The sequence below is a fragment of the Lactovum odontotermitis genome, assembly GCF_054658595.1.
Map to the genome: position 1 here is coordinate 1 of NZ_BAAGGQ010000014.1, position 26,106 is coordinate 26,106.

The following is a 26,106-nucleotide window of genomic DNA, read 5'->3' on the forward strand; positions in this document are numbered from 1 at the left end:
GTGCAGGTGCAGCAGTCGGTGTTCCGCTGCTTTCTGGTGCAGTATCTATGGAGGGGGTTGGTACAGCTGCTGTTATCGCCGGCAGTGCAACTGTCGGTAGTGCACTGAGCAAAATCAACGTTCCCGTGGGCAGTGTGCAGTACAGCTTCGCAAAAAATGTCGAAGACAGAGCAAAAGAAGTAAGTGAAAAGGCTACTTATTCTCCTCATACTAAGCATGTAGGTGTTAAGAGTTACGGCTCTAAGATGAAGTTGAGCGATGAAGAAGCGCAGAAAGTTTTAGATGACGCTGTACAATCCGGCGAGAGGAAGTATGGGTTCAAAGATGGGAAAATTTATGAATTCCAATGTGATGACGCAGGAAACAATCCAACGTGGCATGGCTATGAAATTAAGGGAAATGAGCTTGTCCAAAAAAAGGGATTAAATGTCCTAAAACAGTGGCGAGATGAGGGAAAAATAAGTAGAACTGAGTATAACAAGATGAAGAAAGGAAAATAATGATGGAAGACTTGAATATTATTTTTAAGAAAACTCAAAATCCATATTTGACAGAGCAAAAAGGTTCTCAATATGACTTGTGGGGAGAACTTACGCTTCGTTATGGTGATATAAATCTTCTGAAATGCGAATGGGAGATGAATAATTGGATACAAAGTTTTATTGAAAGGAAGAAAGCATTATTGCAGCAAAGATTTCCCTTTAGTTACACAGATTCAATTGCGATAAGCTATGAAAAGCTAAATGATGAAATTGCGGAAATTGAAGATGTTTCTTTAGCAGATAAACAAGATGATGTTTTGAATGGGTACTTTCCAGAACATATGTTTCACATTGATGGAACGACAACACCTATGTACTTTATCGGAAAAAATCCGGTTGGAAATGGTGAAATTTCTTATTATGTCGAAGCGGAAGATAAATACTACAAATATGAGTTTGATATGCCAGCCTTTGTGGAACAAGCTGACAAATCAATTATCAATTACCTAAAAAAATTCCAACTTAAGCTTACAAGTGATGAAGAATACTTTAAGAGGTTTCTAGGAGAGGAATATGCCCAATATATTGGCGAAAACGCACGGTTGGATGCTATGAGTTTTGGCTTTTAGACTATCCTTTAGCAAGATGAACTTATAGAAGAACTAAAATTCTGCTTTCCAGCAGGGCGTCATCGTCCTGAAAAACGACATTTACGATGAAGCTTTAACCGACCGCGCGAACAAAGAATACGATTCAGAAAACTGGGAGCGTGCCAGAGAAAGTTTTGCACAGCTGTTTGCAGGCGGAGCTTCCATGATTGGCGGTGCCCTGTTAGATTTAGTCGGTGTTCCGCTGCTTTCTGGTGCAGTATCTATGGAGGGGGTTGGTACAGCTGCTGTTATCGCCGGCAGTGCAACTGTCGGTAGTGCACTGAGCAAGATGAACGTCCCCGTAGGGAGCTTACAGTACAGCTTTGCGAAAGGGTATGAAGAACGGTCAAAAGCTGTTGAAGAGACAGATAAGAAGATTGATGAACTGACAAATGGGCTTGATGATATAACCAAAAGGACAGGAAGCAATAAAAATTTCAAGAATACTGGTGGCGTTGAACAAGTCGATAAAGACTTTGATTATCTTGACTTATCTGATATGAAGAGCATTACGAATAAATATGGAGAAAAAGTCAGAACTGGGAAGCTTCCTGATGGTTCTTCCGTCAGTACAAGATATGATAGCCAAAGTAAAGATCTTTCTGGTCAAGGATATCCTACTCTTCAAATTACTCGACCAGATGGAACCCAAATAAAAATACGTTATCCTAAATAGAAAGCAGGTATTGAGCATGAAAGTGAAAGCAATTCTTAAAGAGAAACTTCCAAAAATTGACTATCAGTGGGCTGACTTTGAAAAGTTAGAGTATAAAGGTGGAGGTGATATTTTTGTTGTTATTCCGATAGAGGATCCTGAAAACAAAGAAGAAATAATAAAGATAACAGTTGCATTTCATTCACTAGCTTTACGTGTAGCAGATGAAGGAATCTATTTCGAACATGATGGGGACTATCTTGAACGTGAGGAAGATGGAATAACAATGGGAACAAATTTAATACTAGAATGTTTTGATAGTGATTTTCTAAAATGGTTTAATGATACAAGCTTAGGGATTAAAGGAAATGATGCTAGACATTTTCGTATTGCAACTATGAATGAATTTGTTGATGTTATTGCAAATACTGAGCCATCAGTTATTGTTGAACATATGAAGAGAAGCGAGTATATAAAATTAGCCAAAACAGGGATAGAATCACAGCTAGAAATTGATGAAAATATGGAACTTGTATCAAAAGAAAGACTTCTCCATTTAAAAGATAATCAAATCTCTCCCGAGGACCTTGAAGAATTCAAAAAATGGAAAAAACAACAAGATGAATTCAGGCAATAGGGATTTTAACTTACTAAATTTGCGATGAAATTCTGCTGAAAAGCAGGATTTTTAGCAAAGACGGCAACATCCTGCAGATTGAACCTTTCCAGCAGGGCGTCATCGTCCTGAAAAACGGCATTTACGATGAAGCTTTAACCGACCGCGCGAACAAAGAATACGACGCTGAAAGCTGGGAGCGTGCCAGAGAAAGTTTTGCACAGCTGTTTGCAGGCGGAGCTTCCATGATTGGCGGTGCCCTGCTAGGTTTAGGCGGCGCGGCAGTGATGACCGGCGGTTCAGGCTTGACACTCACCGGTGCAGGTGCGGCAGTCGGTGTTCCGCTGCTTTCTGGTGCAGTATCTATGGAGGGGGTTGGTACAGCTGCTGTTATCGCTGGCAGTGCAACTGTCGGTAGTGCACTGAGCAAAATTAACGTTCCCGTAGGGAGTGTGCAGTACAGCTTCGCGAATGGGTATGAAGAACAAGCGGCAAGCTATAAAAATACCATTCAGCACACTTATGGGAGTATAAAAGACGCTCCTAAATATCCTGAAAATTTTGAGGCTGATAAAAATGGAACAGGTAAAAACGCTGTGAAAAACAAAAAGATACTTGAAAAACTCCGGGCTATTGAAGGTGGAGAATGGAAAAAAGTATATAAAGATGGTTATGATGAAAATGGAAACAAAATTTCTATTCACTATTTCCAAAGTAAATCGGGAAGAGTATTTGATGTAGACGTTAAAGGCGGTTGGAGAAATTTTGCAAGTAATAGGAGAAAGATATGCTAATAAAGATTAACGATAATAAAGAAACTCAGCGAGCTATTTTGATTATAATTGTGGGCTTAATGGAATCTCTGCTTCAAAAAGTTATAAATATTGAAGATACTGAACGCTCATTATTCACTCCTTCGAGTCTCACTATTTTGAGAGCGGATAATTTGGATGAGAGAATATTAGATTTGATTGAAAAGGGGACAGAATTAGAAGATATTGAATCGCTTGCCCCTGAGAGCTTAGAAGAAAGTATTCTGGAGATTAAAAGTGAGGCTCTAGAACTACTTGCAGCTTTAGGGAAAAGGGAAAATTATGATTACTGGCTTCAAAGTAAGCGTGAAAATCCCGATAATGACAAGAGAAAATCTTCTCACTTTCTTTACAAATCGGGTGAAAAGAGCAACAGGAATAGTGAAACTAAGATGAAATTGAGCGATGAAGAAGCCCAGAAAGTTTTAGATGACGCTATACAATCCGGGAAGCAAAAATATGGTATCAAAGATGGGAAAATCTATGAATTCCAAAATGATAATTCTGGTAATAATCCGGCATGGCATGGCTATGAGATTTCAGGCGATGAATTACGAGAAAAAGGGGGAATAAATGTTTTGAGAAAGTGGAGAGAAGAAGGAAAAATTTCTAATTCACAATACGGCAAACTCAAAAAGGGGAAATAAATGGATAATTTAATTTTTATTTTTAGAAAGACGCAAAATCCATATTTGAAAGAACAGGGAGGTTCCCAATATGATTTATGGGGGGAACTTTTAATTCAGTATGGTGAGAAAATTCTTTTAGATAAAGAATGGGAAATGAATCAATGGATTCTGGATTTTATTGAAAAAAAGGAATTTTTACTGAATCAAAAGTTTCCATTTGAATATGAAAACTCCATATCTGAAAGTCGTTATAATCTATTTAGTGAGATTGATTATGAGAATGAAGATTCCGAACAGATTTATGCTGAAGAAGATGTTTTAGAAGAATATTTCCCAAAACACTACTTCAAACTGACCGGAATAGACAGCCAGAGTTTTTATATTGGATTAAATCCATCGGGGGAGGGTGAAATTTCTTATTATGTCGAAGCAGAAAACAAATACTACAAATATGAATTTGATATGCCAGCCTTTGTGGAACAAGCAGACGCTGCAATCATTCACTATTTGAAAAAATTTCAGCTTAAACTCACGAGTGATGAAGAGTACTTTAAGAAGTTTCTAGGAGAGGAATATGCCCAATATATTGGCGAAAACGCACGGCTGGATGCTATGAGCTTTGGATTTTAACTATCCTTCTTCAAGATTGGCTTGTAAACAAAAAAATTCTGCCGACAAGCAGGATTTTTTAATAAGACAATGACTGGAACTAGAGCCTGTTGACACTAAAATATGATATAATAAAAAAATGAGTAAAATTCGCGGATTTGAGATTGTTTCAAAATATCGGGAGGCAGGAGTGAACCTGCCTCAGCGTGCCACCCATTTTGCGGCCGGCTATGATGTTGAAGCGGCAGAGACAGTGACGCTGGCGGCGGGTGAGATTAAGCTGATTTCGACTGGTTTAAAGGCCTACATGCAGCCTGGTGAAGTTCTGTACATGTACAGCCGTTCGTCGAATCCGCGTAAAAAGGGACTGGTACTGATTAATTCAGTGGGCGTGATTGATGCGGATTATTACAACAATCCCGACAATGAAGGCGAAATGTTTATGCAGATGTGCAACATCACAGACCATGAAGTGATTGTTGAGAAAGGCGAGCGCGTGTGTCAAGTCGTTTTCATGCCTTTCCTGATTGCCGACGGCGATGATGAGGCTGAAAAGGCAGAACGTGCCGGCGGTTTTGGAAGTACCGGGTTTAAATAATATGGCAAAAGAAATAGCAGAAGAACTAAAAAATTACAATAAATATCCTGGCGAACAGGTTGTGGCCTTGCCGGATAAGCTGGTCGAGGTCGGCAAGAAAACTTTTCGTCTGGTTAAAAACTATAAAGAAGGATTTGATGCTCTGGCGCTGGAGCAGCGCTACGGACATGTTTTTGACAAGTTTGACTACGTTGTAGGGGATTGGGGACATGAGCTTCTGCGTCTGCGCGGTTTTTACGAGAATGACCATGAAGAGCCCATAGAGGCGGATGAGAAAATAGACCATTTAGCCGATTATCTGCAGGAGTACTGCGCCTATGGCTGTGCCTACTTTATTCTGCATCGTGAACGTGCGGAAGGTGAAGTTGATGAGCCATTTGTGGCGGACAAGGAAGACCTGAGAGGTGTAAGACCGGCGCGCTCAACAAAGAAGCCGCATCAGAATGTTTCCGTCAAAAACCGCAGCGAACGTGAGCGCCGTCCGAGCCGTAAACGTTCAGACGACGGTTTTACAACAGTCAGACCTGACAGCGGCGGAAATAAGACGCGCAATAGCAATAATAATAATAAAGAACGCAACAGTCGCGTGAACAAAGATAATCAGAAACCACAGCCAAAACGTAATAATAGGAATAGTAAATCTGGGGATAACAAGCCGAAATCAAGCAAAGCGAAATTTACAATTCGGGAAAGAAAAGACTAATTAATACATGAAAGACAGCATATATGGCCTGACTCGGGCAGAATTGACGAGTTGGATAGTTGAAGAAGCGCAGGAAAAGAAGTACCGCGCCGAGCAAATCTGGGACTGGCTTTACCGCCAGCGTGTCGAGACTTTCGAGGAAATGACGAATCTCTCAAAAACACTCATTGACAAATTAAACACAGCATTCATCATCAATCCTCTGCAGCAAGTCGTCGTGCAGGAATCCGCCGACGGCACCGTGAAATACCTGTTCATGCTGCCGGATAAAATGATGATTGAAACAGTGTTGATGCGCCAGAGTTACGGCCTGTCCGTTTGTGTGACCACACAGGTCGGCTGTAACATGGGCTGTACCTTCTGCGCCAGCGGTATTTTGAAGAAAGAGCGTGATGTGACCGCAGGCGAAATCGTCAGCCAGATTATGCTGGTTCAGAAATACTTTGATGCACGCGGCTTGGATGAGCGCGTGAGCCATGTCGTGGTCATGGGCATCGGCGAGCCATTTGACAATTATGACAATCTGATTCATTTCCTGAACATTATCAACGATGACAAGGGACTGGCCATTGGGGCGCGTCACATCACAGTTTCCACCTGCGGATTCAGCCCGCAGAAGATTCGTGAATTCGCTGAAAACGGACTTCAAGTCAATCTGGCAATCAGCCTCCACGCACCGAATGACGAGCTGCGTACCAGCCTGATGCGCATCAACCGCAGCCAGTCGCTGGATAAGCTCTTCGCGGCCATTGACGATTACACAGCAGCCACGAACCGCCGTGTGACCTACGAGTACATCATGCTCTCCGGCGTTAATGATACACCTGAAATTGCCCAGCAGCTGGCAAACCTGATAAAACCTCGCAAACAGCTGGCCTACGTCAACCTGATTCCCTACAATCCAGTGGCCGAATACATCAAATATGAGCGCTCAAGCAAAGACACTGTGCTGAAATTCTATGATATTCTCAAGAAAAACGGCATTAACTGCGTCATTCGCCAAGAGCACGGGACGGACATTGACGCGGCTTGCGGACAACTTAGAAGCAAACAAATAAAGAAAGAAGCGCTCGCATAATGGAATTCAACGTACTCAACCACCACCGTCACGCTGCAAGATACTTCAATAACGAGAAAGTCCCCGTCGCCGCAATCAAAGAAATCCTGGGCGAAGCACATTACGCACCGTCGGGCATCAACATGCAGACCTGGCACTTTGTAATCGTTGATTCTGCCGACAAAAAAGCTGCCCTGGCAGCTGCCGGTAGAGGCGGCAACGGCCAGCAAATCGAAGAAGCGCCCGCAGTAGTCGTGATTTTCTCGGACACAGAAATCCGCAGCCGCTTGGAAAAAGCAGTGACCACGGGGAAATGGGAAAACGAAACCCAGGAAAAATGGGCCTTCCGCATCAAAGACCATTACCTTGACGAAGTTAGCCATTACACAGCTCAGTATAAATCAGACTATCTGGCCATGAACACCGGACTTGTCACAATGAATCTGATGTATGCCATTAACGATGCCGGCTATCACGGAAATATCATCTTAGGCTTTAACAAAGGACCGCAAATCAATGAAATTCTGGAAGTTGACCCGCGTTTCCGCCCAGAACTCGTCATTGTCTTCGGAAAAACAGACAAGCCCGGCGAGCCGCATTATCGCCTGCCGCTTGAAGAAATCATTGAAGTAAAATAAAAAGTTCAAAAATCGAGCGCTTCCGCGAACGTTATAAGGAGAAAATATGGAATACCTAAAACTAAACAAATCCCGCCACGCAGTAAAACACTTTGACGGTACAAAAATTCCCACTGTCGACGTGAAACAAATCATCTCGACAGCCGTTCTGGCCCCATCTGCGCACAACATCCAGCCCTGGCTCTTCACGATTGTTGAGTCCGACGAGCGCCGTGAACTGCTGTTAGACGAAGTTGCACCTAGAAATGCCAATCAGGTAAAACAAGCAGGCGCAGTTATCGTACTCTTCAGTGACACCGCCATTTCCGAGCGCTCACAAGAAATCGCCCAGAGATTCGGCAATGTCATCTCACCAGAGCAGATTCAGCGTTATAACAAGACTTATCCAGAACTTTTTGCCAGCTACTCGGCCAGATATACCTCAGACTATCTGGCACTGAATGCCGGCATTGTCACGATGAATCTGGTGCTTGCCATCAAGGATTTCGGCTACGAAAGCAATATCATTCTCGGCTTCCACAAGACCGACCACGTCAACGAGGCGCTGGATGTGCCTCTGCGCTATCGTCCGGAGCTGATTATAACGCTTGGCCGCAGCGAAGAAAAAGGCGAGCCGCATCTTGGTTTTCCTCAGGACATGCTGGTGAAAATTGTCTAAAAATAAAAAAAGCCCGGCCGGGCTTTTTGTGTACTGATTATTTCTTCGTGTTGTCTTGAGTTAATCGGGAAGTAAATGAGGACTGAATATTATATTTTCTCTTGAGTAAAAATCGAATGCCGAAGGCAATGACAGCCAAGATAATCATGGTGATGCCATCCAGCAGCGGGTTGAGGGCGCGCGGCAGAAAAGCAGAAAAGATTAGTACGACATAGATGACGGCAAAGAAGCCAATCAGCTGAATCGTTGGTTTTAGGCGCTGCCACAGCGAAATCTTCTCGCCGCTTTCAGCTTCTGTTTTCGATTGATGGCGATAAACAGTATACATGCCGAATGCTGCAATGATACTGCACAAGATGAGGGCGGTCAAGCCATAAACGGTCGCTGAAGAAGCTGATTTCTGGAATTCCATACTGATGCCAAAAAGTGCTCCAAGTATTGCGAAGACCAGCAGAAAGCTGTCAAGCAGCATCAAATAAGGATTCTTATTCGTCTCCTTCTTCGCTTTTTCAGCTGCTTTCGGCTTATATTTTGCCGTAAATTCAGTCGGTGTCCCTTTCAGCACGCGCGCAGTGACACCGCTTTTCTGAGCTTCTAAAATTTCCGGCAGAATCTCTTCCAGAATTGTTTTTATTTCGTCGTCAGACCTGCCGGTTTGACTTAAAAGTCTGTGTACATCATGAATGTAATCGGTGTTTTTGCTGGTTAATGAGGCTAGACCCTCTTCATAACTGATTTTCGGCAATTCTTCCGCGGCCGTCTCAGTCTTCGTATTTTTCTTTTTCATAAAATTCATGCCCTCATTATACCACATTTCTGGCCATGTTCCCGAGCCATTTAGCAGACTTGCAGGATAAAAATCAGAGAAAATAGTAAAAAATATCACAATTTGCGACTAAAACCTTGCAATGCGCTTCAATAAATAGTAAAATAGAATGTATCGTTAGAAATAACAAATAACTTATAACTAAGGAGACCATCAAAATGGCATCTAAAGAATTTCACGTTGTAGCTGAAACAGGCATCCACGCTCGTCCAGCAACACTTCTCGTTCAAACTGCTTCAAAATTTACTTCAGAAATTAACCTTGAGTACAAAGGCAAATCTGTCAACCTCAAATCTATCATGGGCGTTATGAGCCTCGGTGTAGGCCAGGGCGCTGACGTCACAATCTCTGCAGAAGGCAGCGATGCAGACGAAGCAATGGCAGCCATCTCTGAGACAATGGTCAAGGAAGGACTTGCTGAATAACATGACGGAAAAGCTTAAAGGAATTGCAGCGTCAGCGGGCGTAGCAGTTGCTAAGGCTTATCTGCTTGTTCAACCAGACTTGTCTTTCGAGACAAAGACTGTTGAAAATTCTGACAATGAAGAAACTCGCCTTGACGCTGCATTAGCTGCTTCTACAGACGAGCTTTCTTTAATTAAGGAAAAAGCAGAGGCCAGCCTTGGTGCTGATGCCGCATCTGTTTTTGATGCGCACATGATGGTTTTATCTGACCCCGACTTTGTCAGCCAGATAAAAGACACCCTCCGCAGCAAAAAAGTCAATGCAGAGGCTGCACTTAAAGAAGTGGCAGATTCATTTATCACCATTTTTGAGGGCATGACAGATAATCCTTACATGCAGGAGCGCGCAGCAGACATCAAAGACGTCACAAAGCGCGTGATGGCAAACCTCTTGAACGTAAAACTGCCTAGCCCGGCACTGATTAACGAAGAAGTCATTATCGTAGCAGACGATTTGACACCGTCAGAGACTGCCCAGCTTGACAAAAAGTTTGTCAAAGCCTTTGTCACCAATATCGGCGGGAAAACGTCCCATTCTGCGATTATGGCCAACACACTGGAAATCCCAGCGGTCCTCGGACTCGGCAACATCACTGAACTTGTCAAAGACGGCCAGCTTATTGCTGCCTCTGGTCTGACAGGTGAAGTTGTCATTGACCCAGACGAAGCTACGCAGGCAGAATTCAAAACAGCAGGCGAAGCTTATGCCAAGCAGAAAGCTGAATGGGCGCTGCTCAAAAACGCTGAAACCCTCACCGCTGACGGCAAGCACTTTGAAATTGCGGCCAACATCGGCACGCCAAAAGACGTTGAAGGTGTAAATGATAACGGCGCTGAGGCCGTCGGCCTCTACCGTACAGAGTTCCTTTACATGGATTCCGACCACTTCCCGACCGAAGATGAGCAGTACGAAGCCTACAAAGCTGTACTTGAAGGCATGAACGGCAAACCAGTTGTTGTCCGCACCATGGACATCGGCGGCGACAAGAAACTGCCTTACTTCCCAATGCCGGAAGAGATGAACCCATTCCTGGGCTGGCGTGCGCTGCGTATCAGTCTGTCTGAGGGCGGCGATGCAATGTTCCGTACACAGCTGCGTGCTTTGTTACGCGCTTCAGTTCACGGACGTTTGCGTATCATGTTCCCAATGGTTGCCCTGGTAGCGGAATTCCGCAAAGCCAAAGGCATCTACGAGGAAGAAAAAGCTAAACTCAAAGCTGACGGCGTTTCAATTGCTGATAACATTGAAGTCGGCATCATGGTTGAAATTCCAGCAGCAGCAGTATTGGCAGACCAATTTGCCAAAGAAGTTGACTTCTTCTCAATCGGCACAAACGATTTGATTCAGTACACCATGGCAGCAGACCGTATGAACCAGCAGGTTTCATACCTCTACCAGCCTTACAACCCATCCATCCTGCGCCTCATCAACGGCGTCATCAAAGCATCACATGATGCAGGCAAATGGACAGGCATGTGCGGTGCCATGGCCGGCGACCAAAAGGCCGTACCGCTTCTCATGGGTATGGGACTTGACGAGTTCTCAATGTCAGCAACCTCTGTTCTTCAGACACGTGCGCTCATGAAGCGTCTTGACAGCAAGAAGATGGAAGAGCTGGCTCATAAAGCACTGACTGAAACTTCGACGGTTGATGAGGTTTTGGCAATGGTTGACGAGTATACTAAATAAGCAAGTAAAACTAATTTTAGTTTTTGAAAAGGAGACATTGTGCTCCTTTTTTCATCCCTTTCTGCTTTTAGCTGTCTTTCAGCTGTGACTAGGCTTCCTTTAAGTTTGTGACGATATACTTGCCATTGTCAAAAGAAAAAATCTCAGAAATCAAGGAGGAATCAAAGTTGAATCAGACACTTAATAAAGTTGTAAATCTTAAAGTAAATTACGAAGTAGTCGCAAAAGATGCCGTAATCATGAGGGAACTTTTTTCCTATGGCGGAAATATCCGGCAGAGAACGAGCTGAGTAAAAGATTTAAAATGAGCAGAAATTCTTGCTCATTTTAATCACTTAGACTGGATTTGTATAAAAAAATCGGTCAACTGATGTGACCGATTTTTTGTACAATTAATTAATTTCTGGTGCGAATCCAAGCTCAGCCTGAACCATCCAGATTGTCTTTTCAATCCAGGCAAGACCGTCGTGGAAAATGTCGCTGGTGACATAGTCATTCTCAGCGTCTGCAGTTGCGATGCTTTCTTTGTAGAGGTCATCGAGGTAGCGCAGAGCAAGCACAAATTCAGCAAAGCGTTTCTTAGTATCGATTCCGTAAATTCCTGGTTCCAGCTTGATTTTGCTGTATTCAGCGAATTCAGTCAGCGTTGACCAAGGGGCGCCGCCCAGTGTGATTAGGCGCTCAGAGATTTCGTCGAGCTGCGCCTCAATAGCGTCGCGGTATTCATCCATTTTCGGATGCAATGAGAGGAAGTCCTCGCCGCGCATGTACCAATGGATTTGATGAATCAAGGCTGACATGGCTGAGAGGTCGGCTACAGCTTGATTAAGTGCCAATTTTGTTTTTTCGTATGACATAATGTTCTCCTTTTTGAATAGCATTCGCCCGAAGGCTCGGCTGAATTATATTATCATCTAATTTTAACATTACAAAGTAAAACTGAGCCGCTTTTAGCTCAGTTTTTGCTCAACAATTTCAAATAAAATGTTTACTAAAAAGGCAGATTAGCGAATTTTCCCATTTTCTGCTCAGTCGTCTTATCAATCTGAGTCAGCGCATCGTTGATAGCAGCAACAATCATGTCCTGCAATGTCTCTGCATCTTCCGGGTCAATCAGCTCAGGATTGATGGACAGTTCGTTCATTTTCTTATCTCCGCTGAATGTGGCAGTTACAAGATTTTGAGCAGATTTTCCGACAAATGTGGTAGAAGCCAATTCTTCCTGCTGTGCCAGCATTTGCTTTTGCATTTTCTGGGCTTGTCTCATTAATGACTGCATGTTTTGCATGATATTATGTGTGCTCCTTTAAATAGCGCATGCGCGCTTGGCTTTTGAATAAGCAATTTTTTTATTCTTAATGTTGATTTTACCATATTTTTGGGGGAATAGAGTTTCAAAGGAAATTGTACACAGGGACTGTGGCTGGAAGCAATAAAAAAGAGACCCAGTGTAAACTAAAGTCTCGTAATGTTTGCGAAGCTGCTGAAAAACAATAACTTGCTAGATATCTGTATCAATATTAAACTCCAAAATATCCCATTTAGTATTCATTACTTTAGTCATCGCTACAATTGACATTAATACAAAGACCGCGAATGAAAGCAAAAGGGAGGGGAGCCAGATATTTGTCCAAATCATGGTTTTATTAAACAATTGAGTGATTCTGACAAACATTATGCTCAACACAAAGTTGCCCGCCAAAGATGCTATTAGTGATGCAAATGAATAAATTAGAATTTCAGATTCTTTTTTCAACCATATGTCCAAGGGTCTTAAGCCTAAAATATATAATTGTTTTATTTCGAAGGTTTCTTTTTCTTGCAGTAACATCATCATACAGATAGTGTTTGCTAAGGCAATAAGGATTGGAGCGCTCAAGAAGACAACCATATTTGTTGTTCTGGTTCCTGGATCGCCTCCCTCTGGCAAATCAATAAGCAGTGAAGAAACCCCGGAAACAAATATGCTTATAATCGTAATCGGGATATATATTTTTTGAAAGTGTCGTAACGCTCATTGACGCTGTGAGTTGCCAGGTTTAGCAAGGATAATCTGAATTTGTCGGATATAATGTTGAAAATTTTAGAGAAGAACAGTAAAATTATTTTTCCGCTTACATTTATCAACAATGCGATAGAAATTATTTCTAGGAGAATCGATGAAATACTCTGCAAGGCAAAAGATTTAATCCCTAACTTTCCTGGTGAAAGGAACAAGAAGTATGCAATGATAGCTATATTTAAAAATATCATAAATACTACTTTCAAATAGTAAAATTTATCTCTGTTTTCTATCTTAATGTTCTCGATATTTTTTTGAATTTTATAGAAGGTCCGTCTTGAACGAATATAACCGGTGTACAAAGTTACGATTGTAATTATTAATAAGGTGATAAGAAAAGCTTGAAACGAAAACCGGATGGTCATAGGGGGAAACTGCTGAGTTCCCTGGACGCTGATAAGAAAATTATAAAAAGTTTGAGCAAAGGGGATTGAGATGATAGAGCCGCATATCGTCCCTAACATGCTTGCAATAGCTAATTCTATCCCTGTTAGAATCGCAAGATACCCTGGCGTCATTCCCAAAATGATTTGTACATTATTTTGTTTTCGTAAGCCATTCAGTATTTCTTTAACCGTATTTTTTAAAACGATGGGGATCATAACACCCCCAAACACGATTGGAACAAAAAAAAGTTGGGTAATATATGAGTTATCATCATTTATCAAACTACTTTGAATAAAGTTAAAAAAATTAGTCAGGCAAATATTAATCACAAAAGCACAGACAATGAAAACTGGAAGGGAAAAAAGCCATGTTTTCCAAGAATATTTAAATTGAAGCCAGGCAAGTGAAATCATATTATAAGCCCCCCCGTTATTTCATGAAGCAGTGAAGCTTCAGTAGGATTCGGTAAAATATTTTGTATTTTGCCGTCACGTATCACAACTGCCCGGTCGCATCTGGCAGCCATTTCAACGTTATGTGTGACCATGACAACTGTTTTTCCTTGATGCGTCATTTCTCTCAGAATTTCAAACACTTTTTCACTTGAGACAGAATCTAAGGCGCCTGTCGGCTCATCTGCAAAAACAATTTCGCAGTCCGTTGCTAATACTCTGGCGATGGCAACTTTCTGTTTTTCACCGCCAGAGAGGGAATCAATACTTGCCGTTGATTTTGGCTCAAAATTCATACGATTAAGTAATTCATCAATTTGCTTCTTATCAACTTTTTGATGGCTCAGTTTTAATTGTAAGGAAATATTTTCAAATACCGGCAGGGCAGAAATTAAATTGTATTGCTGAAAAATAAATCCGATTCGCTCCCGCCTTAATCTGGCTAGCTTTGATGAATTCAGCTTATATATATTTTGAGCTTCTAAAAAGACTTCGCCGCTGGTAGGAGTTGATAAACCGGAGATAATATTTATCAGTGTGCTTTTACCAGAACCGGACGGGCCGACGATGCTTAAGAATTCGCCTTTGTTTACTTCGAGGGAAATATCATTTATGATTCTTATTTTATTGTTCGACTTGCCTAATATTATTTCCTTGGTGACATTCTTGACACTTATAATTGTACTGTTCATATTTTTTCCTTGTTCTAATTATTTCCTCTTCATGTTATCATAATTGTGTGTGCTTTTTCTACGGCTAAAGTAGTAATTTTGTTTGAAAAGCTGAAAGAGGCTGCGCATTCATTTAAAAACGCGCAGGACTCGTACCCAAGACGTACCCAGGAACGAAAAAGAACATCGCGTCTAAAAAGACCGATGCTCTTAATGCTTTCATAAACTCCTTATAAATCAACGATACCTAATATTTGTACCAGCTTAATTAATAAAAATCGGATTTTTGGTGTTAGAGCTCATACTTTTTCAAATTCAGCGTCGATGTGTTTGCTTGAACTCTTCCTCAAACAGCAAGTAGGGTTAATAGTACTGATACTCCTGACCTGTCTGACCGCCAAAGACACTTTTGATATACCCCTGTGCAGCACGGCTTGCAGGAATGCTGATAAAACCGGCATAAGACTCCTGGTACATCACAAACGACTCATCAACAATTGTCGGACTGACACAATTTATTCTCGCTTTCCCTTGCATATCAACGGCTGCAGACTTCACAAAAGCTGCAATAGCCCCATTTGCCATCGCACCCGATGCTCCACCGACAATTGGGTCGTCCTTTGTCACTCCAGTTGTCAAGGTAATTGAACCATGACTGTTGAGAAACTTTTGACCTATCAAGACTAGATTAATCTGACCCAGCAATTTACTTTGAACAGCAATCATGTTGTCTTCCAATGTCATTTCAGCAATTGGAGTAACTCTGACTTCCCCTGCGGTACAAATTATTGCATCCACTGCCCCAACTTCCTGGAATAAACTTTCAATACTCTCGGGTAAGGAAATATCCACAGTATAATCTCCGCTGCTTCGATTTGCCTCAATCAAGTCGCAATGATACTCCCGCAAACATTTTGCAACTTCCTTTCCAAGCGTCCCGCTGCTTCCAATCAGTAAAATTCTCATGTTTTTCCTCGTTTCTTATTTGTAAAGTTTTATTCAAACTTTATCTTTGCCAGCAGGGAGGTAATTTTTTCTTTTGCAATGTTTGGAGCTTCAGCTTTGATAATGATATAACCTAGACGATCGTCAGAACTTTTCGCCTGCTTTATCGCAGTAAAATGTTTTTTTCTTATGTCGTATCGTACTATACTTTTATCTTCTAAAACCTCATCAATGTGTTTTAAAGATACATTGTACCTGTCCTCATTCGACAAAATAAAACCAATTGCAGCAGCTTCATCTTTTTTGGGGGAAATTTCTTCTAATTCCCCTAGATACAGCAGTATTGTTTCCTTAAAAATATTAATGCCATAAGCATCCACAATTAAATCAGAGGTAATGTTATCCCCTCCTGGCCTACCATTTATCTCTATAATTTTTGCTCCCTTTTTTGTATATTTCACTTCAACGTGCGCTGGCCCATCACTGAATCCAATTGCCTCTAATCCTTGTTTCGCAGTCGTAATAATTTCATTCTTTTTATTTTGATAAACGCTCGTGGGAAAAATATGGAATTCTTCTACAAAATAAGGGAGAGGAGTGGTGATTTTTTCAGTTACCTCTGAAAAAATAATTTTTGAATTTTTCACAAAAATTTCTACACTGAATTCTTGGCCTTCTAAATACTCTTCAATCAAATACTCGTCTCGAATATCAAAATTCATATAACTAGTTTTGAAACCACTGATTGTGTCAAAAGCCCTTAATAGACTGTCCTCATCATCAATGAAAAAAACATTCTGGCTACTGGCAGCGTTAGTTGGTTTTAAAACGACTGGATACCCAATTTCTTGAGCAGCTTCCCTTGCTTCTTTAACATTCTTTACAACACTGTATTTTGCGCTTGGAACTCCTTTATCTTGAAAAACTTCCCTTGCCTTATCTTTGTTTCGAGCTAAGACTGCCGTACGATATGAGATTCCAAAAATCCCTAGCTTTTCAGCTACTTTTGCCGTCTCAGCCAAAGCGTAATCCGTCCCTGAAATTAATGCATCTACCTGACCTAAATAGCCATTTGAACAGATTGCTTCGTACATACTATCCGCACTACGAATGTCACATATGATGAGTTTATCAACATAATCCTCATACCCATATTTTTTAGGGTCATTGCTGTTAGTTACCAATGCCACGACTTTGTTTCCCAATTTCTTCGCTTCTTTTGCGAAACTAACCCCATAAAAACTGGGTTCAACAATCAAAATATTTTTCATTTTCACCTCTTACTCTTTAATGATTCCTTTGTCTACGTACTTGGGATGGGAAGAAATTAACCAATACCCAACTAATCCTATAAACATCAATACTCCCATGAGTATAAACCCAGCCTGAGCGCCGATTGAATCAATTAAGGCACCAATGCTTGTTGAGCCGACAAGCTGTATCAAATAAGGACAAACCATTCCAGAAAGCCATTGAACGTCCCATAAATTTTGGATTAACTTTCTGCATTAATTCGGTATTAATCGTAATCCTTAATCCTGAATTGGTTACACCAAGTAATAAACTCCCGATAAAAATCAAAATCTCTTTATCATTTCCTCCAAGAACTAATAAATCCAAAACTGCAATTATATAGAGACCTTTTATCAAGAGTGTGTTCTTACTTTTTTTACTGAAGCTAGAAATTAATACTCCGGACAGCAGTCCACCAATGCCATATGACATATCAGATATCCCGAAGGTAATGCTATTAGACTTTAAGACATTTGTCACATAAGAGGGGAGAACGACGTTATATAGCATCGTTACCGCCAACGGAATGATTGAGACAATCCCGAGAAAAAGGATTAATTTCTCTTTTTTCAAGTATTCAAATCCGCTTTTAAAATTATGAACGATTGTCTCATCTTTTATTGTATTATCTGAAATTACAGAACGGTATGAGACACGAGAAATAAGGACACCACTAATTATAAACGTTATAATATTTATAGTCAAGATAAGATTAAACCCTGAAAAACTATAGATTACTCCGGAGGCAGCTCCTGCTGCAAACATTCCCACTTGAAGACTTATCTCAACTAGCGAATTACCTTTCGAAAGACTATTGCTAGGTAAAATTTCCTGAATGAAACTTCTTGATGCAGAAAGATATACCGTCCAACCAATACCATTCACAGCCGCGTACAAGTACATGAGCAAGAGGTTAAAACCGAAAAAATAAAACATCGCTAAAATCATACTCAGTACAACCGCTCGAAAAACAAAAGTCATAAATATTACATTTTTACGATTCATTTTATCAATAAGCAAACCTGATAACGGTGAAATCAAAAAACTTGCAAGAACATTAACCGCCAATAATAAGCCAACATAGCGATCTAACTTCATCTGTGACAAAATATACCAATTTCCGCCGACAGTTCCCATCCCTACACCGAACCCTGATACAATATCCGCAAAAAAGAAGTACCTAAAATTTTTGCTTTTTGAAATAATTGAAAACATCCTAATTCTCACATTCTGTTAGTATTTTTTGTACTTTGTCTTTCAGATTTGTCATATTAAAATCAAGAAAGTCCAAAACTTCTTGATGATTCCCCCCGTATATAGGCCAAGCTGAGCTCACGGCGAAAGAATGAACCTCAAGTCTCGGAATCAAAATGGAAATCAAAGAGGCGACACTACCAGCTTTTCTGTCCTCTTCAATAACCAACAATATTCTCCCCACTTTTTCCAGGGTCTCAATTTGTTCTTTTAATGATTTGGAGTCAATATAAACAAGGTGAATATGGTTGGAATTATGAAATTATCTTTTTATTATACTACATATAAAATATTACTGCAAGTTTCAACAACGTTGATTTTATGTAAAATTTAAATATTAAATGCAAAATAACATTTTATTTCCATAAAAACTAGCGACGACTTTGCAGTTTTGTCTACAAGACACCTCTAAATGCCTCATTTTTCGCAAAATGATCAGAGAAAAGTAATTCATGGAAATTTCCGGTTGAATTGCTTTTTTCATTATTTTACAATTCATGAAATCTATAATAGTCATCAATTTATATTTTTATCTGCTTTTGACATCTTCGCTCATTTTTCTTTCAGGAAGTTTTTCTTCAAACTTCGAAATTCAATAAAGTGCTCTATTGGTGAAACAGTGGAGGCATGATTTCATATCTTTTTCTTAATTTCAGCAATTTTTTGTGAAATTGTTAGAACAAGATAATCGCAAAAAGTACAGGATAAGTCCTGCTGGATTAGCTTGTTACAGTTGATTATAATGCTCATAACTTAAGAATTAAAAGTCTACATCCAGCAACTAAGCTGAAAAGTTTTATCTAATCTAAAGGTTATAATGACAGTTTTAGTACTTATGGCTCATAAGCCCTGATGCTATGCGATTTATAAAGTTCTCTCACTGAAAATCACAATTTGGGTAAAAATAGGTCTAGGTGTATCAGGCAGGGCTATTCAGCTTAGTTTAAAGGTGGAACATCCACTGACACTGTAACAAAAACGAGTTTCATCAACAAGATGAGGCTCGTTTTCCATTTTGAAAATCCCATTTCCAAGCCATGCAATTCCCCGAAAACTTGAGCAGCATTCTTAGGGAGGTCACAAAACTTGGAAATTTCAAAAAATTTTTTTAAACTTTTGGAGCTTACTTATTGTCCCCGTTAATAATTTGCACGGTGGCTGTATAGGAAGAGATATTCTTCTCCGAGGTATGGACGAAACCTACCGAGAGTTTCAACAGGTTTTGTTTACAGCCTCTATTTTTCGGACAGCGTTCTATATTAGTTAAAACAAACAGGAACAACTATTTTCCCTCGTCTTCGCGGTCATAGGGAAAGAGTACGACATCAGGATCATTCACCAGATTATCTATTTCTTCACGACATAATCTGGCAATTCCAGAACAGCCATAGAGCTCAAGCGCGGATAAGTGTGCCTTCATTTTATCAAGTGAACGTGCTTGATTATTTCCGCATAGATAGTCGTAGCGTGCTTCAAAGTAGGTTAAGGTGGCTCTTTCGTAATAAAAGTTTTCAGGAATATTGTACTTTTCTAAATTACTAATAACAATTTTAGCCTGTTTCAGCTGCTTCTGCAGTAGGAAGCTATCAAGAATATTCAGCTCACATAAGATGATTTGGCGGCTAATATATGGAGATATTTCATTTTTGGAGGCAAAGGAAAACACGTGCCTAGAAATTTCGGCAAGCTGAACAAAATCAAAGAGCCTAGAGGCGCATCCAAGAAGCCGTAATTCATAGTAACCCCAATATTGAGTAGCCCTAAGATAGTTTCGGATTTTATCGGCATCGCTCTTAGGGATTTTAAATTCAAGATCAAGAAGGGAAAGGATAGCTTCCACCATAATTCTATCTAAAAAAGACTTGTCAAAATTAGAACTACTTTCTCCATTATCATTATTGTTCTCAAGTTCTTTGATAATCTCCTTCAACTTAGGAACGTTTTGGGAAGTATAAGCCGTACTAACCTCATTCAAATAAAGGAGAATATCTTTATCAATAAGATAATCGTTGAGCGCGTTAAAATACTCAGGCGGATCAACCTTTATATTTCTTAAATACTTGAAAAAAGTATCGGTGGCAGGGATAAGACCGCCTTGTTCAAAGCGAGAAAGATTTCCTTGCAGGTGTTTTCCTCCCGCGGCAACTTTTTGGGATATATGTTTTTTTCTGCGTAATTCTCTAAATACTTCTCCATAACTGCTTCTGATGATCTCTTTTTCTGATTCTGTTTTCAAACGCTCTACCTCCCCTTAATTCTGACGGGCATTAACTCCGAAAAATCTCCGCTATTTTCAATTATATATTTTTTTCGAAAAAAAGGTTAGTGAGAATTATATTTTGCACAGTATAAAGTAAATTGTCCAAAAGTTATAGAAAATATGCCGTTTTGCATTTTAAATTTAAATCTTTCATAAAATTCTCTATGTTTAAGTAAGCAATATGATTCAGAAATAGTTATAATTAACAGAATAATAAGATAAAGGAGGCTTCACAATGAAAAAGAAACGTTTTTTGAAATCAGTGGCATAGCATATATAGATTTCAGGGTAACGAATGACAAGGTTTATTTTATTGAAGTTGGAACAATGTATGGTTTAACTGAGAACAGTATCGTCCCCATGACTTCCCGTTCTGTGGGGATAGACCTGATAAATTTGCTTGAGTTGGATATTAATCAAGGATTAAGACGAGAGGGGAGAAAAGAATGGATATATACAAAAGAACTTTTTACGTAATAACTGCAGGGGAATTCGTATCTAATATTGGCGATAGATTTCAAAAGATTGCTTTCCCTATATTAATTTATCGGTTGTTTCACTCGTCATTTGCAATGGGAGGAATGGTAATAGTGGAATTGCTTCCACAACTATTATTAGGTTTTTTCATGGGATATATTCTGGATAGATATGATAGAAAAATAGTGATGATAATTTCTATCTTATTCCAAATGTTTTTATGTCTGTTTGTCCCATTCTTTCATAGAAATAATTTTCCAATAGAGTTATATTATGGAGTGGCATTTATGCTTCCGGCTTTTTCAATGCTGTTTGAAACAAGTTTTTCTGTTGTTACCCCAACATTGTTCAAAAAGGAAGAATTACAGAAATATAACTCTCAGTTTCAAGCTGTTAGGACAATTTCTAAATTGGTTTCCCCAGCCTTAGCTGGTTTGCTACTATTAAAGTGGGATATTGATACTATATTTTTTATTAATTCTTTTTCGTTTTTATTATTGTTGATTGCAACTTTAATATCTAAAATCCCAAAGATTAAAAATGAGATAACGAATGATAAGTGGGAAGCAATCTTATCAGGTTTTAGGTTTAATCTACAGAGCGTAAAATTGAGAACTGTCTTGATTTATACAATCATAGTAAATATAAGCATGGTCGGCTTTAATTCCACCATAGTGTTTTACTTGAAGAGCCAATTGCAATTAACGGATCAATTGGTTGGAATTGTATATTCGTTAGCTGGTTTTGGAAGCTTGATTGGAGCAATATTACTTTCTACAAAATTAAAATCTATAAACGTTGGTAAGCTTACAAGCCTATCAATGATCAGTATACCAGCAGTCATATTGATTAGCGGAATTGATTTAAACTGGATATTCTTTGGCATATGTTATGCAATATTAAGCTCAATGATAACAATTGCTTCAGTGTCAATAACAACAATTCAGCAGCAAGAGAGTAAAGAAAATGAGTTGGGACGTGTTATGGCCAGTGCTTTTATTATTGCTACAATTCTTGCTCCGCTTGGAGGAATTGTGGCTTCAATAATAAATAATTATTTTACACCTCAAATCGGATTATTCATTTTAGGATTTATTAACTCATTCTTTATTATGCTCGTAATTCTTTATAACCGGAAAGAACGAAAAAAGTTAAATAGCTTGAAATTTTAGGAGAAACAATCGTGCTCAAAATAGTTGACTTATTAAACAAATCTACAGAAGAACTTTCGGAGATTCTTAACAATTTTCCAAAAAGAGGGCGTGCCTCTGAAAACACTACAACATCTACTGTTGTGTTAGTATTTAAGGGAGACAATTTTGAAGAACTGGGTAAGATTTTTTTGAGAATCATGGGATACACCTATAAAGCATTAAACGAGGTTGAAGAAACTGCACAATACTTAAGTAAAACAATTGAGATTAATTGTTTATTGTTTTCAGAGGCCTCGCAATTAAGACTGAATTTCCTACAAAAGATGATAAATCTTTCGTGTGAGAAAGGAATCAATTTAGGGATAATGACGGGTGAGAACTATCGGTCTGCATTAATCTTTGCCTTGAAAAATATAATATTTTCGTCTTTATACGAAAATGAACCGTATACCTCTTTTCAAATCGTTCCGAGAAGAGAGAATAAAAACGATTTAAGTAGAAATATATTTTCAATCTATTCTAATACATTGAAGAAATCAGACATTACTGAAGGGGAGCTCAATAAACTTTTAGTGTGTCGGAAATCCCGCCATACTGCTTCAGACGGAAAAATATTACAATACGAAGTTTTATTCCTTGACATACCCAGGAACGAAAAAGAGCACCGTGTCTAAAAAGACCGATGCTCTCAATGCTTTCACACTGCGGAAAGCGGGACTTGAACCTGCACAGCCAAAGTAGGCCACAGGATCCTTAATTTTATAGGAATCTTTGATAAAGTTTCTTGGAGTTTGATTTTCAATTTCGCTATTGGAAAATAGGGGGTGAATTCTCTGACATGTTTGAATATGTTTCACAGCTCGTACTCAAAATAGAAAATGTATACCTAAAATGTTCTCAAGTTAATGATTTGAAATTAAAAATCACCAGGTTGTTGTTCCTTCTCAATGCTGGCGAAAGTATTTTTTAAACGTGAACAAACGGACACGAAGTCCATAGTTGCTGTAGAATTGAGTATTTCGTGTCTATTCTTTATTATAGAGTACTCTGATAAAAACGGAAAAAGATATAGGATTGAACAGGAGTTTCATATAGACTGGCGGAGTTGCCAATTCGAAGAAAGTTCACATGCAATGAGAAATGCAAACTATCATATTGTCGATGGTCTCTATTTAGAAAGCGGCGTATTTGAAGAATACCGTAATCTAAAGAGGAGTTACAGAGTAGAAAAAGGTCTTAGTTCTATTTCGGACAATTGAAGACGAAGCCGAAATACAAGCGAAAATAAGCTGCTGTCACACCTGAAAAGCTATTTTTTTGGACAGAAATGACAATGTGTGCAATAAATATGCTTTTTTCGCAATGTCTTTAAATTTAACGTGATATAATAAATTTTATTGGAAACAATGTTTTAAATCTGAGGGTAAACTCTAGGAGGGCAACTCCTCATTTGTTCGCCTTTTATCAAGGATAACGGCTGACTTGAGTTTGAAATCCAGAAATATACTGAACACATTTCTAATTTTTGACAATAAAATAATTGTGTGGTATACTATTTTCAGATTCATAAGAAACTAATTTATCAGATATTTTACGGTTATTGCTCAGAATCCTATTTCTATAGAAATAGCCGGGCTGGCAGTCTAATAGACTGCCGCAAATCCTGCAAGAAATGTTTCCTTTCTTTCCTTTTACAAGAGTCATTCCAGAGCTCTATCTTCTTTCTTTTGTACTTCGCAGAATGAGAAAATGAAAGGAAACCTCTTTCACCTAACACTTGGCAACACAAAATAACTATATAAAGGAGAACCAACAAAATTGCTCAAATCTCTGTAACGCCCGAGGAACTTAAGTCCCAGGCACAAGTTTATATTCAGGCAAAGGAAGAAATTGAACAGACCATCCAAAAAGTGAATTCAATGAATCAGACGATTGCGGAAGAATGGAAAGGTCAGGCTTTTCAGTCTTATCTGGAGCAGTATGACCAGCTTCATCAGAGTGTGGTTCAGTTTGAAGATCTTCTTCAAAGCGTGAACCAGCAGCTGAACAAGTATGCGGATACGGTTCAGGAACGCGATGCACAGGATGCACAGAGCTTCGGCTTCTGATCACACAGGAGGTGCTGTTTTCTACAGCGCCTCTTTTTCAAAAAAAGAGCTCAGAACATGAAAAAGAGAAAATATCTGATGTTCATAGTTTTTTTCACCGTCTTTCTGCAGGGGCCAGAAATCTCTGCGGCAACGAATGACGGTCAGCTGGTGCTGGATCCGAACATCATCACAAATTCAGGCGGCGGGATCGGGACCACGGGTGATTTTCCAGTCCGGAATCAGCTTTTTACGGATGAAATGACGCAGCGTGTCAAGAATTCAAAACAGGAACAGCTGAAGATTCCAGACACAAAAGCGTCACTGACGTTCTCAAAGCAGACGCAAAAAGGCTTATATACTGAAGAAACTGTTTCTCTTGTCAAGAAACTGTTTGTGAATTATCAGCCGGTGGTGATTCCTTCTAAAACGGAGCAGACGGGCCGCTCAAACACGCTCTGGTACTGGATCATCTGTGCAGCCGGTTTTCCTCTGTGTTTTCTAGCCGTCTACCTGGGGCGAAAGAGCGGGCACCGGCGTGCCAGAAAGCGGAAGGAAAAAGCGACACTGCGCATTCAGAAAGGGGAAAGAGAATGAGCCGGCGAATGACCATCAGTCTTGAATATCACGGCAGGCAACAGGATTATCAGGTTCCTTCAGGTGTGAGCCTGAGCCGTCTCGATGCACTCATGCACCTGACGCTTGGAGGGGACCATCTTCCAGAAGCCTGGACGCTTCAGCTTAAGGGCCAAACGACGGGACTTGAGCCCAGCGACCTGTTCAAGCAGCACATCATGGGAGACGGAGATGTTTTTTCTATCGTCCCTATACAGGAAACAAGAAAGGAATCGTGGAATGAGAATCTCTAACGGGAAAGAGGAGCTGGAGCTGGAAAGGAAGGCGGAAGGCCTGCAGATTCGTCTGACTGCGACACAGTTCAGCCCGTCTGCTCTGACGGAATTGCCGGCGCCGGCGAGGGCAGAAAAGGAAGGCGACGACTGGCTGATTTTCTATCCGGTGTCAAAGGAGTCTCAAAGTCTGTCCGCACTGATTCAAGGCGCCCGTTCGCGGCTGGAGCGCTTAAGTCTTGCGCAGAAGCTGACGATGATTTCAAAGATTGAAGACGAGATGGATCTTCCTTTTCTGCATCCGGAAAATATTCTGCTGGAGGGGAGCTGGTTTCAGGTGATTCACCATGGCCTCAAAGGGGAAATGACGCCGATGGCGATGACAGAGGGGGCGTTTTTAGACAGCTATAAAGCACTTATTCTCAATATTTTTAATCCTAAAAGCCCATTTGAATCCCTTATTTATGGAGAACTGCCAACGTCTGATGAATGGCTGCTTCAGCTTAGCAGCTGTGAGTCGACTTCAGAAATTAATCGTTTCATTGACCAGGAAGCCGCACGGGAAACACGAAAGGTGAATCAGCGGGAAATGAGGGTCTCAAGACTTCGTTACCGCTTTTTCCAGTGGATTGTCCCCGTTGCGCTCCTTTTATGTCTTGCGGCCGGCTGGTTCGCCTATTCTTTCCGTCATGATGCCGAAAAGCAGCGGACAATTGTGACGGCTCAGACCTCTTTTCTGACGGACAATTATGCGCAGGCACAGGCAGACCTGGAGGGCTTTGCCTTGACGGATCTGCCGAAGTCTGCGCGCTATGTGCTGGCTGTCAGCTCTGTCAATCTGTCGGACTTGACGCTGAATCAGAAAGAATCGATTCTGAATAATCTTTCACCGAAGACGGATGACAATACTCTGAATTACTGGTCAGATACCGGCCGCGGCGACTTTGACAAGGCGCTGGATCTGGCAAAGAACCTCGGTGACACGCAATTGACGCTTCTTGCCTATACGAATCTCTATGAGTCCGCAAAACTGGATACCACAATGAACGGTGAAAAGAAACAGAAGCTGATGACGGAGTATGAGAAACAGATTGACGAACTGACAAAGACTCTGGCAGAAGAATAAAGA

Annotated in this window: 30 protein-coding genes and 1 pseudogene; 21 read left to right on the forward strand and 10 right to left on the reverse strand. The window is 40.3% G+C overall.

Annotated elements, in window-relative coordinates; translation table 11 throughout:
- The 12 genes and pseudogenes from ACYQ2E_RS08160 to ACYQ2E_RS08215 form a co-directional block, all read left to right on the forward strand.
- Nucleotides 1–500, forward strand: a pseudogene (locus tag ACYQ2E_RS08160) (hypothetical protein); the annotation flags it as partial.
- A complete protein-coding gene (locus tag ACYQ2E_RS08165; protein ID WP_460017567.1) occupies nucleotides 500–1,111 on the forward strand; it encodes a hypothetical protein in 612 nt (203 codons plus the stop codon). The pseudogene ACYQ2E_RS08160 and the gene ACYQ2E_RS08165, both read left to right, overlap by 1 nt.
- Nucleotides 1,112–1,295: 184 nt before the next feature.
- Nucleotides 1,296–1,808, forward strand: coding sequence for a hypothetical protein (locus ACYQ2E_RS08170; RefSeq protein WP_460017568.1), 513 nt, complete (start codon nucleotides 1,296–1,298; stop codon nucleotides 1,806–1,808).
- A gap of 16 nt (nucleotides 1,809–1,824) precedes the next feature.
- Complete coding sequence (locus ACYQ2E_RS08175; RefSeq protein WP_460017569.1) at nucleotides 1,825–2,424, forward strand: hypothetical protein; 600 nt, start codon at nucleotides 1,825–1,827, stop codon at nucleotides 2,422–2,424.
- A 224-nt stretch (nucleotides 2,425–2,648) separates the two neighbouring features.
- Nucleotides 2,649–3,197 (forward strand): hypothetical protein, encoded by a 549-nt coding sequence (locus ACYQ2E_RS08180; protein ID WP_460017570.1) that lies wholly within the window; start codon nucleotides 2,649–2,651, stop codon nucleotides 3,195–3,197.
- The gene (locus ACYQ2E_RS08185) at nucleotides 3,191–3,862 is read left to right on the forward strand and encodes a DUF3969 family protein (RefSeq protein ID WP_460017571.1); all 672 of its coding nucleotides are present in this window, start codon (nucleotides 3,191–3,193) and stop codon (nucleotides 3,860–3,862) included. The genes ACYQ2E_RS08180 and ACYQ2E_RS08185 overlap by 7 nt, the downstream gene beginning before the upstream one ends.
- A complete protein-coding gene (locus ACYQ2E_RS08190; RefSeq protein WP_460017572.1) occupies nucleotides 3,863–4,474 on the forward strand; it encodes a hypothetical protein in 612 nt (203 codons plus the stop codon). It abuts the gene before it with no gap.
- 118 nt (nucleotides 4,475–4,592) lie between these two features.
- Nucleotides 4,593–5,051: a dUTP diphosphatase gene (locus tag ACYQ2E_RS08195; protein ID WP_460017573.1), complete on the forward strand. Its 459-nt coding sequence runs from the start codon at nucleotides 4,593–4,595 to the stop codon at nucleotides 5,049–5,051.
- On the forward strand, nucleotides 4,993–5,754 hold the full coding sequence (locus ACYQ2E_RS08200; protein WP_460017574.1) for a YutD family protein: 762 nt from the start codon (nucleotides 4,993–4,995) through the stop codon (nucleotides 5,752–5,754). Before ACYQ2E_RS08195 ends, ACYQ2E_RS08200 begins: the two co-directional genes overlap by 59 nt.
- A gap of 7 nt (nucleotides 5,755–5,761) precedes the next feature.
- Complete coding sequence (gene rlmN, locus ACYQ2E_RS08205) at nucleotides 5,762–6,832, forward strand: dual-specificity RNA methyltransferase RlmN (protein ID WP_460017575.1); 1,071 nt, start codon at nucleotides 5,762–5,764, stop codon at nucleotides 6,830–6,832.
- Complete coding sequence (locus ACYQ2E_RS08210; RefSeq protein WP_460017576.1) at nucleotides 6,832–7,449, forward strand: nitroreductase family protein; 618 nt, start codon at nucleotides 6,832–6,834, stop codon at nucleotides 7,447–7,449. The genes rlmN and ACYQ2E_RS08210 overlap by 1 nt, the downstream gene beginning before the upstream one ends.
- Before the next feature lie 46 nt (nucleotides 7,450–7,495).
- The gene (locus ACYQ2E_RS08215; RefSeq protein ID WP_460017577.1) at nucleotides 7,496–8,107 is read left to right on the forward strand and encodes a nitroreductase family protein; all 612 of its coding nucleotides are present in this window, start codon (nucleotides 7,496–7,498) and stop codon (nucleotides 8,105–8,107) included.
- A 37-nt stretch (nucleotides 8,108–8,144) separates the two neighbouring features.
- Here ACYQ2E_RS08215 and ACYQ2E_RS08220 read toward each other — a convergent pair whose 3' ends face one another.
- Nucleotides 8,145–8,894: a DUF1129 family protein gene (locus tag ACYQ2E_RS08220; RefSeq protein WP_460017578.1), complete on the reverse strand. Its 750-nt coding sequence runs from the start codon at nucleotides 8,892–8,894 to the stop codon at nucleotides 8,145–8,147.
- A 197-nt stretch (nucleotides 8,895–9,091) separates the two neighbouring features.
- Between ACYQ2E_RS08220 and ACYQ2E_RS08225 the strand changes: the two genes are divergently transcribed.
- Nucleotides 9,092–9,358: a phosphocarrier protein HPr gene (locus tag ACYQ2E_RS08225; RefSeq protein ID WP_460017579.1), complete on the forward strand. Its 267-nt coding sequence runs from the start codon at nucleotides 9,092–9,094 to the stop codon at nucleotides 9,356–9,358.
- Nucleotide 9,359: 1 nt separating this feature from the next.
- Nucleotides 9,360–11,087, forward strand: coding sequence for a phosphoenolpyruvate--protein phosphotransferase (gene ptsP, locus ACYQ2E_RS08230; RefSeq protein WP_460017580.1), 1,728 nt, complete (start codon nucleotides 9,360–9,362; stop codon nucleotides 11,085–11,087).
- A 392-nt stretch (nucleotides 11,088–11,479) separates the two neighbouring features.
- Here ptsP and ACYQ2E_RS08235 read toward each other — a convergent pair whose 3' ends face one another.
- The 9 genes from ACYQ2E_RS08235 to ACYQ2E_RS08275 all read right to left on the reverse strand — a co-directional run bounded on the left by ACYQ2E_RS08235 (nucleotide 11,480) and on the right by ACYQ2E_RS08275 (nucleotide 20,387).
- On the reverse strand, nucleotides 11,480–11,944 hold the full coding sequence (locus ACYQ2E_RS08235) for a Dps family protein (protein WP_460017581.1): 465 nt from the start codon (nucleotides 11,942–11,944) through the stop codon (nucleotides 11,480–11,482).
- A gap of 134 nt (nucleotides 11,945–12,078) precedes the next feature.
- Nucleotides 12,079–12,375 carry a YbaB/EbfC family nucleoid-associated protein gene (locus ACYQ2E_RS08240; protein WP_460017582.1) on the reverse strand — a complete coding sequence of 99 codons (297 nt, stop codon included), beginning with the start codon at nucleotides 12,373–12,375 and terminating at the stop codon, nucleotides 12,079–12,081.
- A 213-nt stretch (nucleotides 12,376–12,588) separates the two neighbouring features.
- Nucleotides 12,589–13,017: a hypothetical protein gene (locus ACYQ2E_RS08245; RefSeq protein WP_460017583.1), complete on the reverse strand. Its 429-nt coding sequence runs from the start codon at nucleotides 13,015–13,017 to the stop codon at nucleotides 12,589–12,591.
- Nucleotides 13,018–13,055: 38 nt separating this feature from the next.
- Nucleotides 13,056–13,949, reverse strand: a complete 894-nt coding sequence (locus ACYQ2E_RS08250; RefSeq protein WP_460017584.1) for an FtsX-like permease family protein — start codon at nucleotides 13,947–13,949, stop codon at nucleotides 13,056–13,058.
- On the reverse strand, nucleotides 13,946–14,680 hold the full coding sequence (locus ACYQ2E_RS08255) for an ABC transporter ATP-binding protein (protein ID WP_460017585.1): 735 nt from the start codon (nucleotides 14,678–14,680) through the stop codon (nucleotides 13,946–13,948). Before ACYQ2E_RS08255 ends, ACYQ2E_RS08250 begins: the two co-directional genes overlap by 4 nt.
- A 342-nt stretch (nucleotides 14,681–15,022) precedes the next feature.
- The gene (locus ACYQ2E_RS08260; protein ID WP_460017586.1) at nucleotides 15,023–15,625 is read right to left on the reverse strand and encodes a short chain dehydrogenase; all 603 of its coding nucleotides are present in this window, start codon (nucleotides 15,623–15,625) and stop codon (nucleotides 15,023–15,025) included.
- A gap of 29 nt (nucleotides 15,626–15,654) precedes the next feature.
- Entirely contained in the window at nucleotides 15,655–16,875 is a 1,221-nt protein-coding gene (locus ACYQ2E_RS08265; RefSeq protein ID WP_460017587.1) for an ATP-grasp domain-containing protein, read from the reverse strand.
- Nucleotides 16,876–17,005: 130 nt separating this feature from the next.
- Nucleotides 17,006–18,112, reverse strand: a complete 1,107-nt coding sequence (locus ACYQ2E_RS08270; protein ID WP_460017588.1) for an MFS transporter — start codon at nucleotides 18,110–18,112, stop codon at nucleotides 17,006–17,008.
- A 1,321-nt stretch (nucleotides 18,113–19,433) separates the two neighbouring features.
- On the reverse strand, nucleotides 19,434–20,387 hold the full coding sequence (locus tag ACYQ2E_RS08275; RefSeq protein ID WP_460017589.1) for an Rgg/GadR/MutR family transcriptional regulator: 954 nt from the start codon (nucleotides 20,385–20,387) through the stop codon (nucleotides 19,434–19,436).
- 282 nt (nucleotides 20,388–20,669) lie between these two features.
- Between ACYQ2E_RS08275 and ACYQ2E_RS08280 the strand changes: the two genes are divergently transcribed.
- The 7 genes from ACYQ2E_RS08280 to essB all read left to right on the forward strand — a co-directional run bounded on the left by ACYQ2E_RS08280 (nucleotide 20,670) and on the right by essB (nucleotide 26,103).
- Nucleotides 20,670–20,888 (forward strand): hypothetical protein, encoded by a 219-nt coding sequence (locus tag ACYQ2E_RS08280; protein WP_460017626.1) that lies wholly within the window; start codon nucleotides 20,670–20,672, stop codon nucleotides 20,886–20,888.
- Complete coding sequence (locus tag ACYQ2E_RS08285; RefSeq protein ID WP_460017590.1) at nucleotides 20,858–22,060, forward strand: MFS transporter; 1,203 nt, start codon at nucleotides 20,858–20,860, stop codon at nucleotides 22,058–22,060. Before ACYQ2E_RS08280 ends, ACYQ2E_RS08285 begins: the two co-directional genes overlap by 31 nt.
- Before the next feature lie 11 nt (nucleotides 22,061–22,071).
- On the forward strand, nucleotides 22,072–22,716 hold the full coding sequence (locus ACYQ2E_RS08290) for a glycoside hydrolase family 25 domain-containing protein (protein WP_460017591.1): 645 nt from the start codon (nucleotides 22,072–22,074) through the stop codon (nucleotides 22,714–22,716).
- A 1,143-nt stretch (nucleotides 22,717–23,859) separates the two neighbouring features.
- Nucleotides 23,860–24,150, forward strand: a complete 291-nt coding sequence (locus tag ACYQ2E_RS08295; protein ID WP_460017627.1) for a WXG100 family type VII secretion target — start codon at nucleotides 23,860–23,862, stop codon at nucleotides 24,148–24,150.
- 57 nt (nucleotides 24,151–24,207) lie between these two features.
- Nucleotides 24,208–24,726: a type VII secretion protein EssA gene (gene essA, locus ACYQ2E_RS08300; RefSeq protein WP_460017592.1), complete on the forward strand. Its 519-nt coding sequence runs from the start codon at nucleotides 24,208–24,210 to the stop codon at nucleotides 24,724–24,726.
- Nucleotides 24,723–24,998 (forward strand): hypothetical protein, encoded by a 276-nt coding sequence (locus ACYQ2E_RS08305; protein ID WP_460017593.1) that lies wholly within the window; start codon nucleotides 24,723–24,725, stop codon nucleotides 24,996–24,998. Before essA ends, ACYQ2E_RS08305 begins: the two co-directional genes overlap by 4 nt.
- Nucleotides 24,985–26,103: a type VII secretion protein EssB gene (gene essB / locus ACYQ2E_RS08310; protein WP_460017594.1), complete on the forward strand. Its 1,119-nt coding sequence runs from the start codon at nucleotides 24,985–24,987 to the stop codon at nucleotides 26,101–26,103. The genes ACYQ2E_RS08305 and essB overlap by 14 nt, the downstream gene beginning before the upstream one ends.
- The last annotated feature ends 3 nt before the right edge of the window (nucleotides 26,104–26,106 follow it).

Excerpts from the sequence above, each read along its gene's own strand:
- ACYQ2E_RS08270 (WP_460017588.1), bottom strand. The coding sequence starts at position 18,112 with ATGTTTTCAATTATTTCAAAAAGCAAAAATTTTAGGTACTTCTTTTTT.
- rlmN (WP_460017575.1), top strand. The coding sequence starts at position 5,762 with ATGAAAGACAGCATATATGGCCTGACTCGGGCAGAATTGACGAGTTGG.
- ACYQ2E_RS08285 (WP_460017590.1), top strand. The coding sequence starts at position 20,858 with ATGGATATATACAAAAGAACTTTTTACGTAATAACTGCAGGGGAATTC.
- ACYQ2E_RS08215 (WP_460017577.1), top strand. The coding sequence starts at position 7,496 with ATGGAATACCTAAAACTAAACAAATCCCGCCACGCAGTAAAACACTTT.
- ACYQ2E_RS08305 (WP_460017593.1), top strand. The coding sequence starts at position 24,723 with ATGAGCCGGCGAATGACCATCAGTCTTGAATATCACGGCAGGCAACAG.
- essB (WP_460017594.1), top strand. The coding sequence starts at position 24,985 with ATGAGAATCTCTAACGGGAAAGAGGAGCTGGAGCTGGAAAGGAAGGCG.
- ACYQ2E_RS08180 (WP_460017570.1), top strand. The coding sequence starts at position 2,649 with ATGATTGGCGGTGCCCTGCTAGGTTTAGGCGGCGCGGCAGTGATGACC.
- essA (WP_460017592.1), top strand. The coding sequence starts at position 24,208 with ATGAAAAAGAGAAAATATCTGATGTTCATAGTTTTTTTCACCGTCTTT.
- ACYQ2E_RS08170 (WP_460017568.1), top strand. The coding sequence starts at position 1,296 with ATGATTGGCGGTGCCCTGTTAGATTTAGTCGGTGTTCCGCTGCTTTCT.
- ACYQ2E_RS08185 (WP_460017571.1), top strand. The coding sequence starts at position 3,191 with ATGCTAATAAAGATTAACGATAATAAAGAAACTCAGCGAGCTATTTTG.
- ACYQ2E_RS08200 (WP_460017574.1), top strand. The coding sequence starts at position 4,993 with ATGATGAGGCTGAAAAGGCAGAACGTGCCGGCGGTTTTGGAAGTACCG.
- ACYQ2E_RS08250 (WP_460017584.1), bottom strand. The coding sequence starts at position 13,949 with ATGATTTCACTTGCCTGGCTTCAATTTAAATATTCTTGGAAAACATGG.
- ACYQ2E_RS08195 (WP_460017573.1), top strand. The coding sequence starts at position 4,593 with ATGAGTAAAATTCGCGGATTTGAGATTGTTTCAAAATATCGGGAGGCA.
- ACYQ2E_RS08260 (WP_460017586.1), bottom strand. The coding sequence starts at position 15,625 with ATGAGAATTTTACTGATTGGAAGCAGCGGGACGCTTGGAAAGGAAGTT.
- ptsP (WP_460017580.1), top strand. The coding sequence starts at position 9,360 with ATGACGGAAAAGCTTAAAGGAATTGCAGCGTCAGCGGGCGTAGCAGTT.
- ACYQ2E_RS08165 (WP_460017567.1), top strand. The coding sequence starts at position 500 with ATGATGGAAGACTTGAATATTATTTTTAAGAAAACTCAAAATCCATAT.
- ACYQ2E_RS08190 (WP_460017572.1), top strand. The coding sequence starts at position 3,863 with ATGGATAATTTAATTTTTATTTTTAGAAAGACGCAAAATCCATATTTG.
- ACYQ2E_RS08210 (WP_460017576.1), top strand. The coding sequence starts at position 6,832 with ATGGAATTCAACGTACTCAACCACCACCGTCACGCTGCAAGATACTTC.
- ACYQ2E_RS08235 (WP_460017581.1), bottom strand. The coding sequence starts at position 11,944 with ATGTCATACGAAAAAACAAAATTGGCACTTAATCAAGCTGTAGCCGAC.
- ACYQ2E_RS08175 (WP_460017569.1), top strand. The coding sequence starts at position 1,825 with ATGAAAGTGAAAGCAATTCTTAAAGAGAAACTTCCAAAAATTGACTAT.
- ACYQ2E_RS08255 (WP_460017585.1), bottom strand. The coding sequence starts at position 14,680 with ATGAACAGTACAATTATAAGTGTCAAGAATGTCACCAAGGAAATAATA.
- ACYQ2E_RS08220 (WP_460017578.1), bottom strand. The coding sequence starts at position 8,894 with ATGAAAAAGAAAAATACGAAGACTGAGACGGCCGCGGAAGAATTGCCG.
- ACYQ2E_RS08225 (WP_460017579.1), top strand. The coding sequence starts at position 9,092 with ATGGCATCTAAAGAATTTCACGTTGTAGCTGAAACAGGCATCCACGCT.
- ACYQ2E_RS08265 (WP_460017587.1), bottom strand. The coding sequence starts at position 16,875 with ATGAAAAATATTTTGATTGTTGAACCCAGTTTTTATGGGGTTAGTTTC.
- ACYQ2E_RS08240 (WP_460017582.1), bottom strand. The coding sequence starts at position 12,375 with ATGCAAAACATGCAGTCATTAATGAGACAAGCCCAGAAAATGCAAAAG.